Source organism: Ectothiorhodospiraceae bacterium BW-2 (assembly GCA_008375315.1).
Taxonomy (GTDB): domain Bacteria; phylum Pseudomonadota; class Gammaproteobacteria; order Thiohalomonadales; family Thiohalomonadaceae; genus BW-2.
Genome location: CP032507.1, coordinates 1,644,474 through 1,659,535, shown reverse-complemented (window position 1 = coordinate 1,659,535; position 15,062 = coordinate 1,644,474). Strand labels below are relative to the sequence as shown.

Here is a 15,062-nt window from a genome sequence, read left to right as displayed (position 1 = left end):
ACGACTCTAACCGAGCTGATTCGCTGGTTACAGCCGATGCTGCGACAGCAGATTCACTACGCTGAAGTCGATATTACCGGTTTGAGTAGTGATAGCCGCACGCTGCAGGAGGGGGCGCTCTATCTAGCCCTCTGTGGTGAGCGCTTTAATGGCCACGACTTTATGGCTGAAGCGCTAGCCCGTGGAGCCGCGGCAATGGTGGTCGAAAGTGCTAAACCGCAGCTACCGCTACCGCAGCTAGTGGTAGAAGATAGCCGCCTAGCGCTAGGGGAGATTGGGCGTCGTTGGCGCTTAACCCTCTCGCCTAAAGTGATCGGCCTGACCGGCTCTAACGGTAAAACTAGCGTTAAAAACCTCTGCGCGGCGCTGTTAGAGCCCTTCGCCCCGACGCTAGCGACCTGCGGCAATCTAAATAACGATATCGGCGTGCCGCAGACGCTGCTACGACTTGGGCCAGAGCACCAGTTTGCGGTCGTTGAGATGGGAGCGAACCATGGCGGTGAAATTGGCTATTTAACCCAGCTAGTGCAGCCCGATGTAGCGGTATTGACCAATGTTGCCGCGGCCCACTTAGCCGGGTTTGGGTCGCTACAGGGGGTGGCCGATGCGAAGGGGGAGATATTTAACGCCCTAAAGCCTGACGGGGTGGCGGTTATTCCGGCCGACTCCCCCTTTACACCGCAGTGGCGGCGGCAGTTAGAGGCGATGGCGGGGGTGAGTGTGGTCAGCTTCGGGTTGGATCACCGTGCTGATGTTAGCGCTACATGGCAGCCAGAGCCGCTTGGCAGTCGGGTCGAGATAGCTCTCCACGGCGAGCGCTTTACCCTGACTCTGCCGCTACTAGGGGAGCACAATGTGCGCAATCTGCTCGCGGCGGTTGCGGCTGTATGGCCGTTCGGTCTGCGTGATAGTGAGCTAATGCAGCGGGGGTTAGCGCAGTTTCAACCCGAACAGGGGCGGCTAGTCTCGATGCCGGCCTACAACGGTGCCCGACTCATTGACGATAGCTATAACGCCAATCCGGCATCGATGGCCGCTGCGATTGAGGTGCTCTCAACCTACAGTGGCGAGCGAATTTTGGTGGTGGGTGACATGGGCGAATTGGGAACGGAGGCTGAGTACTACCATACCCTCATCGGTGAACAGGCGCGGGAGGCCGGCATTGAGCGCCTATTCGGGTGTGGGCCGCTCTCAGCAGCAGCGGTCGCGGCCTTTGGTGAGGGGGGGGAGCCGTTTGAGAGGCAGAGTGGCCTCATTGAGAGGCTGCAGCAGCTATTGAACCGCCAGACGACGCTGCTGGTGAAGGGGTCGCGCTCGGCGGCGATGGATCGGGTCGTAGCCGCACTGCGCCAGCAGGAGGGGGGGTAGCCTATGTTACTGCTACTTGCCGACTATTTAAGCCAGTTTTACAGCGCCTTTAACCTGTTTAACTATCTCACCTTTCGGGCGATTTTGGGGGTGTTAACGGCCCTGTTTATCTCCCTAATGGCTGGCCCCTACTTTATTCGCCGCCTGAACCACTATCAGGTGGGGCAGTTTGTGCGGGAGGATGGCCCCGAGAGCCACCTGCAAAAGCAGGGAACCCCGACGATGGGGGGGCTGCTGATTCTCTTCTCTATCGCCTGTTCCGTGCTGCTGTGGAGTGATCTAAGTAACCCTTATGTCTGGGTGGTGCTACTGGTGACCCTCGCTTTTGGGGCGATTGGGGCGCTGGATGATGCGCTCAAGCTACGGCGTCGCCACTCTAACGGCCTCAGTGCGGCGCAGAAGTATCTTTGGCAGAGCTTAGTCGGGGGGGGAGCGGCGGTGGTGCTCTATCTACTGGCGAGTGACCCTGCCCATACGGCGCTCATTGTGCCGCTATTTAAAGAGATCGTCATTCCGCTCGGCATCGGCTATATCGTTCTAACCTATTTGGTGATTGTCGGTAGTAGCAATGCGGTTAACTTAACCGATGGGCTCGATGGTCTGGCGATTATGCCGACTGTGATGGTCGCGGGGGGGTTGGGGATTTTTGCCTATGTCGCCGGCCATATCCACTACGCCGACTATCTATCTGTCCCCTATGTCGCGGGTGCGGGGGAGCTCATTGTGATCTGTGGCTCCTTGGTCGGTGCTGGCCTCGGCTTTTTATGGTTTAACACCCATCCGGCTCAGGTCTTTATGGGCGATGTCGGGGCGCTTGGGCTGGGGGCGGCGCTCGGCTCCATTGCCGTGATTGTGCGTCAAGAGCTGGTGCTGGTGATTATGGGGGGGATCTTTGTGATGGAGACGGTGTCGGTGATTCTTCAGGTCGGTTCTTATAAGTTGACTCGGCGGCGCATTTTTCAGATGGCACCGATTCACCACCACTTTGAGCTCAAGGGGTGGAAGGAGACCCAAGTGGTCGTCCGTTTTTGGATTATTTCGTTAATTTTGGTACTGGTGGGACTGGCCACCTTAAAGATACGCTAATGGTTGAGCAGGTAGATCGTCTTAAACAGCAGCGGCGCGGCTATTGGCTGGTCGTCGGGGCGGGTCTGAGTGGGGCCTCAATGGTGCGCCACCTTTTGTCTCAAAAAGAGCGCGTAGTCTGGGTGGATAGCCGGCTAGAGCCGCCGCTGGAGAGTGGGTCGGCCGAACTGCTAGTGCGTTGTGCCGGCTACCGCTTTGGCCGCTTTGTCACGACCGATTTTATGGCGGCTCGGGCCATTGCGGTTTCGCCAGGGGTGGCGGCCGATATGTCGCTACTACAGCAGGCGCGTCGCCACGGTATTGAGGTGGTGGGAGATATCGAACTGTTTGCCCGTGCTGTCAAAGCACCGGTGGTGGCGATTACCGGCTCTAATGGCAAAAGCACGGTAACCGCTCTATTAGGCGAGATGATTGCGGCCACTGGGGTGAAGGTCGCTGTCGGCGGCAATTTAGGCACCCCAGCGCTCGATCTGCTCGATAAGGGGAAGGAGCTCTATCTGCTGGAGCTGTCGAGCTTTCAGCTAGAGTTGACCGAGTCGCTGGCGCTAGAGGTGGCGCTACTGCTCAATTTAACCGCCGATCATCTCGATCGCCACGGCAGTCTAGAGCGCTACGGCCAGCTTAAGCAGCGCATCTTTCACCACGCCAGACAGATCGTCTGGCAGAGCGATGAGCCGACGGTGGCGGCGCTGGCCGAACCGTGGCTACCTAAGGCGGCACGAGAGTGGCGCTACTCCCTACAGCCGCCCTCAGGGCCACAGCAGTTAGGGGTAGCGAGGGGGGCCGATGAGCAGCTCTGGATCGTCACAAAGAGCGAGCGGCTGATGCCGCTAGCAGAGCTGAAGCTCTCTGGTGGCCATAATCGAGTCAATCTGTTGGCGGCTTGGAGTGTCATTGAGGCGTTAGGGCTCGACAGAGCGGCGGCGAGAGCGGCAGCGGCTCGATTTAGCGGCCTGCCGCACCGCTGCCAATGGGTGGCCTCTCTCAATGGGGTGAGCTGGTTTAACGACTCAAAAGGGACTAATGTGGGGGCGACAGTGGCGGCGCTGGCGGGATTTGAACAGCCGGTGGTCTTGATTGCCGGAGGGGTCGGCAAGGGGGCCGACTTTTCACCGCTGCGACAGGCGGTGGCGCGATCGACCCGAGCGGTTGTGCTACTGGGGATCGATAGTCCGGCGATTGCGGCGGCGGTTGAGGGGGTAGTGCCGGTGGTGAGGGTCGCCTCAATGGCTGAGGCGGTTGCTGAGGCGGCGCGATTAGCCTCCCCCGGCGATGCGGTACTACTCTCGCCGGCGTGTGCGAGCTTCGATATGTTTAGCCACTATATCGCCCGAGGCGAAGCCTTTACCGCAGCGGTTAAGATGCTGCAAAGGGCCGCTTGATGGCGCTTAAACTGTTACAGCAGATGGCAGTCGATGCAATCGACCGCCAGCTTTTGCTCTTAGGGATCGGGCTGTCGCTATTTGGGGTGTTGATGGTCGCCTCGGCTTCAGTGGGGATTGGCGAGAGGCTGGCCGGCGATAGCGGCTACTTTATGCAGCGCCAAGCGATCTATTTACTGATTAGTTTGGGGTTGGCGCTGGCGGTGTGGCGTATTCCGCTACAGGTATTGGAGACGCTCTCGCCGCTGCTATTTCTGGTCGCGATCGTGCTACTGCTGGCGGTCTTTATCCCCGGGCTAGGCAGGACAGTCAATGGCAGCACCCGTTGGCTCAATTTGGGGCTGATTAACTTTCAGGTCTCAGAGTTTGCCAAACTGGCGCTAATTCTCTACCTGTCGGGCTATATCGTCCGTCGTCAACAGCCGCTAAGAGAGCAGTTTAGCGCCTTCCTACGGCCGATGCTGTTGGTGATGGTGGCGGCACTGCTGCTGATTTTGGAGCCCGATTTTGGCTCGGTAGTGGTCATTTTGGCCACTGCGATGGGCATGCTGTTTCTCGCTGGGGTTAGGATATGGATCTTCGCTTCAGCGGGATTGGTTGCTATGGCCGGCTTGGCGCTATTGGCATTCACCTCCCCCTACCGTCTGGAGCGATTACAATCCTATCTCGATCCGTGGAGTGATCAGTATGGCAGCGGCTATCAGTTGACTCAGGCGCTCATTGCGTTTGGTCGTGGCGACTGGATCGGTGCCGGTCTCGGTAGCAGTGTGCAGAAGCTGTTCTATCTACCCGAGGCGCATACCGATTTTGTCTATGCCGTTGTGGCGGAGGAGTTAGGGGTGTTGGGGGCGGCGCTGCTGCTACTGCTCTTTGGTTGGCTCATTGCGCGGCTATTTATTATCGGTCAGCGGGCGATGTCGCAGCGACTGATCTTTGGCGGCTATCTCTGTTACGGCATCGCTATCTGGCTAGCGCTACAGACGATTATCAATATGGGGGTCAATATGGGGCTGTTGCCGACTAAAGGGCTCTCGCTGCCGCTACTGAGCTATGGCGGCTCTAATCTATTGATGATCTTTATCGCCTTGGCGCTGGTGATGCGGGTCGTGACTGAGACGGCGCAAGCGGAGCGAAGATCGTGAAGCGGCTCCTGATGGTGGCGGGGGGAACCGGCGGACATCTATTTCCGGCGCTGGCGCTGGCCGACCATCTAAAGCAGCGAGAGGTCGAGGTTGAGTGGCTCGGTGCCTGCGGTGGAATGGAGGAGCAGCTAGTGCCGCGCTACGGTTATCGACTCCATACCGTTTCGATTCGTGCCCTGCGCGGCAAGGGGGTGAAGGGGTGGTTACTCGCACCATGGCGAGTCGTTCGAGCTGCATGGCAAGCGGTACGGGTGGTGCGCCATTTTCGGCCCGATCTAGTGGTCGGCATGGGGGGGTTCGTGACCGCTCCGGGGGGGCTTGCGGCGCGATTGACGGCAACCCCCCTTCTGCTGCATGAGCAGAATGCGATTGCCGGCTTAACCAATCGGCTGTTAGCCCCACTAGCGCAGCGAATGATGGTCGCCTTTCCCGGATCGATTCGCGGTAAGCGGGTCGAGGTGAGCGGTAATCCGTTACGGGCAAGTTTGGTGACCTCACAGCCGGATGATGAGAGGGCACCACGCCTAGGTGAGGCGCTTAGAGTCTTGGTCTTAGGGGGGAGTCTGGGCGCGGCGGCGCTAAACCGTACCCTGCCCGAGGCGCTAGGCTTCTTGACACCACAGGCACGGCCTACCGTGTGGCACCAGAGTGGTACTTCGAAATATGAGCAGAGTTTGGCCGCCTACGCTAGCGCCGGTGTCGAGGCGCGAGTTGAGCCCTTTATTGAGGATATGGCGGCAGCCTATCGCTGGGCCGATTGGGTGATCTGCCGTGCCGGGGCGTTGACGGTGAGCGAGGTAGCGCAGGCGGGTCGAGCGGCGCTCTTTATCCCCTACCCCTATGCGGTCGATAACCATCAGCTAGCTAATGCCCGCTACCTAGTGGAAGCGGAGGCGGCGGAGGTCATGGTTGAGGCCGATTTGAGCGTTGAGGGGCTGGCAGCCCATATTGCCCGTTATAGCACCGATCCCGATCAGGGGCGACGCCGTTTAGAGGCGATGGGGGCGCGAGCTGCCCGCCGTTTTCCGAGTGATGCTACCGAGCGGGTAGCGAGCGCCTGTCTGGCGTTAATGGAGCGACGGCGATGAGGGCAGAAGCGGTACAGATGGGCCATATTCGCCATATCTATATGGTCGGTATCGGCGGAGCGGGAATGAGTGGTATTGCTGAGGTGCTGCTGAATTTAGGCTATCGGATCTCTGGCTCTGATCTAAAAGCATCGGTGACCACTAGCCGCCTGCAGCAGCTCGGGGCGACGCTCTACTTTGACCACCATGGCGATAATATTCGCGGGTGCGATGTGGTGGTCATCTCCTCGGCGGTTGGGGACGATAATCCGGAGGTGCGGGCAGCTAGAGCAGAGCGGTTGCCGGTGGTACCGCGAGCGGAGATGTTGGCAGAGTTAATGCGATTTCGGCACGGAATCGCCGTTGCCGGTACCCACGGTAAGACGACGACCACCAGCCTCATCGCCTCCATTTTGGCCGAGGCGGGGCTCGATCCGACCTATGTGATTGGTGGCCGACTGAATCGAGCCGGAACGAACGCGAAACTGGGGGCGGGACACTACCTAGTGGCCGAGGCCGATGAGAGTGACGCCTCATTTCTCTATCTACAGCCGATGACCGCAGTGGTGACCAACATTGAGGCGGATCACATGTCAACCTACGGCGGTGACTTTAACCGCCTCAGGCAGACCTTTATTGAGTTCCTGCACCACCTCCCCTTCTACGGGCTCGCGGTGCTCTGTCTCGATGATCCGGTGGTGGCCGAACTTATTCCCGAACTGCCTCGGCGGGTAGTTACCTATGGGGTTAATCGTGCTGATGCCGACTTTTTTGCCACCGAGATCGAGCAGCAGCGCTGTGTCAGCCGCTTTAAAGTGAACCACTCAGAGCAGGGGGAGCTATGCGCGATCGAGCTGCCGCTGCCGGGGGAGCATAATGTTCAAAATGGGCTAGCCGCGATTGCGGTCGCGCTACAGCTAGGGATTGAGATAGGCACTATTCAGCAGGCGCTGGCCAGTTTTGATGGTATTGGGCGCCGCTTTCAGACCACAGGCGAGCTACAGTTGGCTACCGGATCGATTCTGTTTATCGACGACTACGGCCACCACCCGAGCGAAGTGGCGGCGACCCTAAAAGCTGCTCGGCAGGCGTGGCCTGAGCGGCGTCTGGTGGTGGCGTTTCAGCCCCACCGCTATAGCCGTACCCGTGATCTGTTCGAAGATTTCTGCTCTGTGCTGGAGCAGGCCGATCAGCTACTGCTGTTAGAGATTTACGCCGCTGGCGAAGCGCCGCTAGTGGGGGCCGATAGCCGCGATCTCTGCCGAGCGATTCGGGTGCGGGGGCGGCTAGAACCAATCTTTGTTGACTCCCCCGACCATCTGCCGACGCTGTTAGCTGGGGTTGTGAGCGGGGGCGATCTGGTGCTGACCTTAGGGGCGGGCAGCATTGGCGCGACCGCAGCTACCCTGCCACAACAGCTAGCGCAGGCGTTAACGCGATGAGCTTGGCAGCGGGTGATCGACTACGCGGTGAGCTTCGCTATCAGGTGCCGCTCTGTGACTATACTAGTTGGCGTGTCGGTGGCGCGGCTCGCCGCTGGTATCGGCCGGCTGATCGCGACGATTTAGCCACCTTTTTAGCCGCTCTGCCTGCGGATGAGCCGCTATTGTGGCTCGGTTTAGGGAGTAATCTGCTGGTACGAGATGGGGGCTTTAATGGCACCGTGATCGCGCTACAGGGAGGGGTAGATCGGCTAGAGCAGTGCCGTGGTGAGCAGGTGATGGTTGAAGCGGGGGTACCGCTAGCCAAACTGGCTCGCTTTGCCGCCCATCGCGGCTTAGGGGGGTTGAGCTTTATGGGCTCAATTCCCGGCACGGTCGGTGGCGCGCTGGCGATGAATGCCGGCTGTTTTGGTAGCGAGACTTGGAGTCTAGTTCGACAGGTCGTGATGATGAATCGCCGCGGGGAGTCGATTGAGCGCGGTGTGGCCGAGTTTGATATCGGCTATCGGCGCGTTCTCCCTAAGGTAGCCGATGAGTGGTTTATCGCCGCGCTAATGCAGGGTGTTCAATCTGACAAAGAGCAACTAAAACAGGAGATTAAGGCGCTATGGCAGCGCCGTGGCGCGACGCAGCCGACCCGCTGGCCGAACGCAGGCTCGGTGTTTCGTAACCCGGAGGGAGAGTATGCGGCCAGATTAATTGAGGCCGCTGGCCTAAAGGGGCTACGAATGGGGGGGGCAATGGTCTCGCCACAGCACGCCAATTTTATTATCAACCTTGGCGGGGCAACAGCGACCGAGATTGAGACCCTAATAGGGGAGGTGCAGCAGCGGGTGGCGCAGCAGTTTGGTCTCCTGTTAGAGCCGGAGGTGAGGGTGATTGGCGACCCTCGCGCCGCCCCACAGCGGGAGGTGGCCTGATGAGAGGTAGGATGAGCGATAAGATGAGAGAGCAGCGGATCGTCGTTCTCTATGGGGGCGAGTCGGCGGAGCGAGAGGTGTCATTGAGGAGCGGCGCTGCGGTGCTCGCTAGCTTGGCGCGACAGGGGTTTAATGTCACCGGCATCGATACCAGTGGCGAGTGGATCGCCGCGCTACAGCAGGGGCAGTATGAGCACGCCTTTATCGCGCTACATGGTCGTGGTGGCGAAGATGGGTCGGTACAGGGGCTCTTGGAGCTGCTGCACCTCCCCTACACCGGTAGCGGCGTGCTTGCCTCGGCGGTGGCGATGGATAAGTGGCGCAGTAAGCTGCTGTGGCGTGGGGCGGGGCTACCGACACCCCCAGCGGTAGCGCTAACTGAGGATAACTGCCGTGCCGAGCTACTACAGCAGCTCGGTGGCGAGGTGATGGTGAAGCCGGCGCGGGAGGGGTCGAGCCTTGGTATGAGTCGGGTCAATTGCATCGAACAGCTCTATGCGGCGTGGCAGCAGGCGAGCCGATTTGATACCTTGGTGATCGCTGAACAGTGGATAACGGGCGACGAATATACCATCGCCATTGTCGCCGATAGCGCTCTGCCGGTCATTAAGCTCGAAACCGGACATATCTTTTATGACTACAGCGCCAAATATCTCAGCGGCGATACCCGCTATCTGATCCCTTGTGGTTTAGAGGCGGTGACAGAGCAGGCGTTGCAGCAGCTAGCGCTTAGGGCCTATCACGCCTTAGGGTGTCAAGGGTGGGGACGGGTTGATCTTATGGTCGATAGTCGAGGGCAGAGCTGGCTGCTGGAGGTGAATAGTGTGCCGGGGATGACCGAACACTCCCTAGTACCCAAGGCGGCCGCAGCCGCTGGGATCGATTTTGACCAGCTACTGGTCAACATTTTAACCGCAACAGCAACAGGGGGCGATCATGGATAGCGGTGAGCGAGTCGAGCCGCCGATCCTCCTGCCGGGTGGGCGATGGGTGAGCCTACTGCTTCTCGCCCTACTGCTGTTTGGTATCGGCTACTGGCTGCGCCAGCTCTACTTTGTCTTGAGCTGGCCGGTGACCTCAGTCTCGGTCGAAGGGGAGCTGCACTATGTTATGCCACAGCAGCTAGAGCAGCGTATCGTACCGCAGTTGGCGGCTGGATTTCTCCATCTCGATATAGAGGAGTTAGAGCAGTCGTTACAACAGTTAGTCTGGTTAGATCGGGTGAGGGTCAGACGGCTCTGGCCCCAGAGCCTACTAATCAGCCTAGAGGAGCAGCAGCCTTTAGCACTTTGGAACCGCAAAGCGGTGATCAATCGTCGTGGCGAACTGTTCTACCCGCCGCCAGAGCAGCTAGAGCAGTTAGCGCTGCCGGAGATCTATGCTCCGACAGGGGCTAGGGAGCAGAGTGCCGGACTCTTTTTGCAGCTACAGCAGCTCGCTGAGCGTTCAGCGATGGCGCTAGTCCGCTTTGATCTTGATGAGCGTCGTTCGTTAGAGCTAGAGCTGGCCTCGGGGCTGCTATTAAAAGTGGGGCGCAGTGATCAGGTGCAGCGAGTGGAGCGGTTATTGCGTATCTACCCTGCCGGCATTGAGGCGTGGTTGGAGCGAATCGATTGGATCGATTTACGCTATACCAATGGGTTGGCAATTCGTTGGCGGATGAATCATTTATACAGAGGACAGGAACTAGGTGTCTAAAAGAGCAGAAAAGAGTCTGGTTGTCGGTCTGGATATCGGCACCTCAAAAGTGGTCTGTATCGTCGGCGAAGTGGGCGATAGCGAGGAGGAGATAGAGATTATCGGTATCGGTTCACGCCCCTCTAAAGGGTTAAAGAAGGGGGTGGTGGTCAATATTGAGGCGACGGTACAGTCGATTCAGCGTGCGGTTGAAGAGGCGGAGCTGATGGCCGGTTGTCAAGTCCATGCGGTCTTTGCCGGCATTGCCGGGAGCCACATAAAGAGCCTTAACTCCCACGGTATTGTGGCGATTCGCGATAAAGAGGTGACCGCCGCCGATGTCGAACGGGTGATCGATGCGGCTAAGGCGGTTGCGATTCCGGCGGATCAGAAAATTCTACATGTGTTACCGCAAGAGTTTGTCATCGATCAGCAGGAGGGGATACGGGAGCCTGTTGGGATGTCGGGGGTGCGGCTAGAGGCGAGAGTCCATCTGGTGATAGGCTCGGTGAGTGCGGCGCAGAATATTATTAAATGTATTCGGCGCTGTGAGCTGGAGGTTGATGACATTATCCTAGAGCAGTTAGCCTCAAGCTATGCAGTGTTGAGTGAAGATGAGAAGGAGCTGGGGATCTGCTTAGTCGATATCGGCGGTGGCACGACCGATATTGCCGTCTTTACCGAAGGGGCGATTCGGCATACGGCGGTGATTCCGATAGCCGGAGATCAGGTCACTAGTGATATTGCCGTCGCTTTAAGAACACCGACTCAGTATGCCGAAGACATTAAAAAGCGGTTTGCCTGCGCCTTAACCCATCTGGCCGATCCTAGAGAGTTAATCGAAGTGCCCGGAGTGGGTGATCGCCCACCGAGACAGATGGCACGGCAGACGCTAGCTGAGGTAGTGCAGCCCCGTTATGAGGAGCTGTTTACCCTGATACAGGCGGAGCTGCGTCGTAGCGGCTTTGAGGAGCTATGCGCCGCTGGGATCGTCTTGACCGGAGGGGCTTCGAAGATGGCTGGTGTGGTTGAACTAGCCGAGGAGATTTTTCACATGCCGGTTCGTTTAGGGCTACCCCGCGGGGTCTCTGGACTGGTACATGAGGTGAGCAACCCTATCCACGCGACCGGTGTCGGTCTATTACAGTTCGGCGTTAATAATCGCAGTGTCGCGTTAGCTGAGCTAGGTGATGGCGGTGGTTTACCGATAGTTTTTCAGAAGATGAAAAACTGGTTTCAGGGAAATTTTTAGCATCTTTTAGATGCGAAATTGAGTTTTTTAGTCATTTCATTTAAGAGGGGACAGTCAAAATGGCATTTACACTAATCGATACTCACAAACAGGGTGCGGTCATTAAGGTCATCGGTGTTGGTGGCGGCGGCGGTAACGCGGTAGAGCACATGCTAGATCGCTCTATTGATGGGGTAGAGTTTATCTGCGCTAATACCGATGCCCAGGCGCTGGAGCGATCGACCAGTAAAACCTTAATTCAGCTCGGTAGCAGTATTACCAAAGGGCTAGGGGCTGGGGCTAATCCAGAGATTGGACGGCAGTCGGCCAACGAGGATAAAGATCGTATTGCCGAGGTGATGGAGGGGTCTGATATGGTCTTCATTACCGCCGGCATGGGGGGCGGCACGGGAACAGGGGCGGCCCCCGTCATGGCACAGGTCGCTAAAGAGATGGGCATTTTGACCGTTGCGGTGGTGACTCGGCCCTTCTCGTTTGAGGGGAAGCGGCGGATGGAGATCGCCAACCAAGGGATCGATGAGTTAAAACAGTATGTCGATTCACTCATTACCATCCCTAACGAGAAGCTAATGAGCGTGCTGGGCAAGGATATCAGCCTGCTAGAGGCGTTTGGTGAGGCTAACGATGTACTGCTCGGCGCGGTACAGGGGATAGCTGAGCTGATTACCCGTCCGGGGCTGATTAATGTTGACTTCGCCGATGTGCGCACCGTGATGTCGGAGATGGGGATTGCGATGATGGGCAGCGGTTCGGCGAATGGGGCCGATCGTGCCCGAATGGCGGCTGAAAAGGCGATTAATAGCCCTCTACTGGAGGATATTAACCTAAAGGGCGCACGCGGTATTTTGGTCAATATTACCGCTAGTAAAGATATCTCCATTGGCGAATTTAATGAGGTGGGGGATATTGTGCACAATTTTGCCTCTGAGACAGCAACGGTAGTGGTCGGTACCGCGATCGATTCTGAGCTGAGTGAAGAGATTCGGGTGACAGTCGTGGCAACCGGCTTAAATGAGGGTAAGAGCGAAGCGCCCCGTTTAGCTGCGGTGAGAACCGGTACCGATGGCCATGTCGATTATGGCGGCCTAGATCGACCAACGGTGATTCGCAATGGCCAGCCCGATAATGCCAATTTAGATGTGCTTGATATTCCGGCATTTTTGCGTCGTCAGGCCGATTAGATGTCGGTTCGCTACCCTGTTTTTAAGGTAATTTATTAAAATAGTGCTTTAAATGATTGATTTTGTGATTTATGATGCTGTTCACAGTTTGAGTGACTAACTAGCTGTGATACTATTGTTAACTCTATCTTTCACTTTAAGCCGGAAATTAACCGTTATGATTAAACAGCGTACCCTTAAAAACAGCATTCGCGCCACCGGCGTAGGCCTCCATACCGGAGAGAAGGTCTATCTGACCTTAAGACCGGCGCCGGTCGATAGTGGCATCCTCTTTCGTCGGGTCGATCTTGATCCGATTGTCGAGATTCCAGCCCACTATGCGCAGGTGGGGGAGACGATCCTCTCCTCTACCCTTGCCCAAGGTGGCGCTAAAATATCGACAGTAGAGCACCTATTAGCCGCGATGGCAGGGCTAGGGGTCGATAATGCGGTGGTTGAACTCAGTGCCGCCGAGGTGCCGATTATGGATGGTAGCGCCAGTCCGTTCGTCTTTTTATTGCAGTCTGCCGGACTCGTTGAGCAGCAGGCGGCGAAACGGTTTGTACGCATCAACAAATCGATTCGGATTGAAGAGGGGGATAAGTGGGTCGAGCTAGAGCCCTATGAGGGGTTTCGTGTCGCCATGGAGATCGACTTTAACCACCCTGCGATTGATCGTAGCGCTAACTGTGCCGAGATCGATTTTAGCAATAGCTCCTTCGTGCGTGAATTGAGTCGCGCTAGAACCTTCGGTTTTATGAGCCAAATCGAGCAGCTTCGTAGCAATAATTTGGCTCGGGGCGGTAGTCTGGATAACGCCATTGTACTGGATGAGTATCGGGTGATGAACGAAGATGGGTTGCGCTATGCCAATGAGTTTGTGAAACATAAAATTCTCGATGCAATCGGCGATCTCTATCTGCTTGGCCGGCCGATTTTAGGCGCGTTTCGGGGCTATAAGTCGGGCCATGCGATGAATAATCGGCTGCTACACGCCTTAATGGCCGATCAGAGTGCGTGGGAAGAGGTCAGTTTTGGTGAACAGCAGCCGCTTGCCCCCCCCCTCGCCTCGCTACTGCCGGCGTTAGCCCCCCTCTAAATTCAATTTTGGCGTGGAGTTTGGGCCGCTATTCGGGTTAGAATCGCCCTCAGCGGACTCTCCTTATCGAGTTGGGCTGCAAACTCGGTTAAAGTCTCGACGCTGCGCTCAGAGAGTTGGCGAGTGGTATCGGCAGAGCGCTGTGGCGATGGTGCGGCGTGGACGATACGAATCAGCAGCTGGCTTAGCTGTGGCTGTAGTTTGGCCGCGGCGGCAATAAACAGCGGCTGCTGTAGCCGTAGGCGGGTCGCAAAGCTGCCATTTTCCACCGTAACGACTAGAGTATCGTTATGCAGATTAGCCAACTGCCACTGCGACGACTGGGCGAGTGCCACCGGGAGCTGTTGACGCAACTGCTGCTCGAATTTGGCCAGATGGGTCGCATAGTGGGTAATCGCGCCCAAAGCGCGATTTGAGGGACATAACCAGTGGGATAGGTATTTAGGAGGGTTCATTGTTAGCACCGGCTGAGAGTAAGAGCCCGAGATAATAATAGAGTTTGGATTGAGAGTGTGAATATTATAATCGTCTCTAGGAGCATCGGAACCCGTTCGCTCGCTCTGTCACCCGTAGCGTGGGGAGTTTTAACCCTGCTGCTATTGGCGCTACCGTTCACTTTTGGCCTAATGTTGGCCCAAGGGCTAGCGCAGCCACAGGTGGTTGGCGTTGAGCCGACGATTATCGCCGAACTACAGCAGAGCCTGAACGAGCAGCGGCAGTTGGTAACCCATTTGAGGGAGGAGGCCCAACAACGGCTGGAGGTTGTAGCGCTGCGTTTAGGGAGGCTACAAGCGCAAATTGGCCGCCTCGATGCGATGGGATACCAGTTAGTCGATATCGCGGCGCTTAATCGTGACGAATTTGACTTTACCACCCCCCCCGCGATCGGAGGGCCGCATACCGATCTACTGACACAGAGGGAGCTACCGCTCTCTGATCTGCTAGGGCAGATGGCAAAGCTGGAGTGGTTACTGGAGGATCGGGGTCGTAAACTGGAGATGCTACAGCTAACGCTACAGCAGCAGCAGGTGAGCGAACTCACCCTCCCCTCAGGTCGTCCGCTCAAAGGGGGATATCTCTCCTCCCGCTATGGCTACCGTACCGATCCGTTTACGGGTAAGCCCGATTTTCACCACGGTATCGATCTGGCGGCTGAGGAGGGGAGCGAGATTATGGCGGTCGCCTCCGGCGTCGTCACTTGGGCGGGAGAGCGGTCGGGGTATGGTTATTTGGTCGAAATTGCCCATGGGAATGGCTATGTGACCCGCTACGGCCACAACCGTGACAATCGGGTAAAAACCGGTGATGTGGTCAATAGAGGCGAGACGATTGCGACCGTCGGCTCGACAGGCCGCTCAACTGGACCGCACCTCCATTTCGAGGTGGTGAAGGGGGGGCGATCACAAAATCCGCTTCAATTTATGACTGCGGCAAACTGATAAGACCCAACACTATTCCTATTTCACC

At 57.3% G+C, this 15,062-nt stretch carries 14 protein-coding genes; 13 read left to right on the top strand and 1 reads right to left on the bottom strand.

Annotated elements, in window-relative coordinates; all coding sequences use genetic code 11:
• The first annotated feature begins 36 nt into the window (after nt 1–36).
• From D5085_07945 to D5085_07890, 12 genes are all read left to right on the top strand, one after another.
• Complete coding sequence (locus tag D5085_07945) at nt 37–1,368, top strand: UDP-N-acetylmuramoyl-tripeptide--D-alanyl-D-alanine ligase (protein QEP45097.1); 1,332 nt, start codon at nt 37–39, stop codon at nt 1,366–1,368.
• Nucleotides 1,369–1,371: 3 nt separating this feature from the next.
• The gene (locus D5085_07940; protein QEP43051.1) at nt 1,372–2,454 is read left to right on the top strand and encodes a phospho-N-acetylmuramoyl-pentapeptide-transferase; all 1,083 of its coding nucleotides are present in this window, start codon (nt 1,372–1,374) and stop codon (nt 2,452–2,454) included.
• Nucleotides 2,454–3,836 carry a UDP-N-acetylmuramoyl-L-alanine--D-glutamate ligase gene (gene murD / locus D5085_07935; GenBank protein QEP43050.1) on the top strand — a complete coding sequence of 461 codons (1,383 nt, stop codon included), beginning with the start codon at nt 2,454–2,456 and terminating at the stop codon, nt 3,834–3,836. The genes D5085_07940 and murD overlap by 1 nt, the downstream gene beginning before the upstream one ends.
• Nucleotides 3,836–4,978 carry a putative lipid II flippase FtsW gene (gene ftsW, locus D5085_07930; GenBank protein QEP43049.1) on the top strand — a complete coding sequence of 381 codons (1,143 nt, stop codon included), beginning with the start codon at nt 3,836–3,838 and terminating at the stop codon, nt 4,976–4,978. The genes murD and ftsW overlap by 1 nt, the downstream gene beginning before the upstream one ends.
• An 11-nt stretch (nt 4,979–4,989) precedes the next feature.
• Nucleotides 4,990–6,066 (top strand): undecaprenyldiphospho-muramoylpentapeptide beta-N-acetylglucosaminyltransferase, encoded by a 1,077-nt coding sequence (gene murG / locus D5085_07925; GenBank protein ID QEP45096.1) that lies wholly within the window; start codon nt 4,990–4,992, stop codon nt 6,064–6,066.
• Entirely contained in the window at nt 6,063–7,487 is a 1,425-nt protein-coding gene (locus D5085_07920) for a UDP-N-acetylmuramate--L-alanine ligase (protein QEP43048.1), read from the top strand. Before murG ends, D5085_07920 begins: the two co-directional genes overlap by 4 nt.
• Nucleotides 7,484–8,407: a UDP-N-acetylmuramate dehydrogenase gene (murB, locus tag D5085_07915; GenBank protein ID QEP43047.1), complete on the top strand. Its 924-nt coding sequence runs from the start codon at nt 7,484–7,486 to the stop codon at nt 8,405–8,407. The genes D5085_07920 and murB overlap by 4 nt, the downstream gene beginning before the upstream one ends.
• The gene (locus tag D5085_07910; protein QEP43046.1) at nt 8,407–9,351 is read left to right on the top strand and encodes a D-alanine--D-alanine ligase; all 945 of its coding nucleotides are present in this window, start codon (nt 8,407–8,409) and stop codon (nt 9,349–9,351) included. The genes murB and D5085_07910 overlap by 1 nt, the downstream gene beginning before the upstream one ends.
• Nucleotides 9,344–10,105: an FtsQ-type POTRA domain-containing protein gene (locus D5085_07905; protein QEP43045.1), complete on the top strand. Its 762-nt coding sequence runs from the start codon at nt 9,344–9,346 to the stop codon at nt 10,103–10,105. Before D5085_07910 ends, D5085_07905 begins: the two co-directional genes overlap by 8 nt.
• Nucleotides 10,098–11,336: a cell division protein FtsA gene (gene ftsA, locus D5085_07900; GenBank protein ID QEP43044.1), complete on the top strand. Its 1,239-nt coding sequence runs from the start codon at nt 10,098–10,100 to the stop codon at nt 11,334–11,336. Before D5085_07905 ends, ftsA begins: the two co-directional genes overlap by 8 nt.
• A 59-nt stretch (nt 11,337–11,395) precedes the next feature.
• Nucleotides 11,396–12,517, top strand: a complete 1,122-nt coding sequence (ftsZ, locus tag D5085_07895; GenBank protein ID QEP43043.1) for a cell division protein FtsZ — start codon at nt 11,396–11,398, stop codon at nt 12,515–12,517.
• Nucleotides 12,518–12,674: 157 nt separating this feature from the next.
• On the top strand, nt 12,675–13,595 hold the full coding sequence (locus D5085_07890) for a UDP-3-O-acyl-N-acetylglucosamine deacetylase (protein QEP43042.1): 921 nt from the start codon (nt 12,675–12,677) through the stop codon (nt 13,593–13,595).
• A gap of 2 nt (nt 13,596–13,597) precedes the next feature.
• Here D5085_07890 and D5085_07885 read toward each other — a convergent pair whose 3' ends face one another.
• On the bottom strand, nt 13,598–14,050 hold the full coding sequence (locus D5085_07885) for a DUF721 domain-containing protein (protein QEP43041.1): 453 nt from the start codon (nt 14,048–14,050) through the stop codon (nt 13,598–13,600).
• Between the two features lie 57 nt (nt 14,051–14,107).
• Here D5085_07885 and D5085_07880 point away from each other — a divergent pair, with 57 nt between their 5' ends.
• The gene (locus tag D5085_07880) at nt 14,108–15,034 is read left to right on the top strand and encodes a M23 family metallopeptidase (protein ID QEP43040.1); all 927 of its coding nucleotides are present in this window, start codon (nt 14,108–14,110) and stop codon (nt 15,032–15,034) included.
• Nucleotides 15,035–15,062 lie beyond the last annotated feature (28 nt).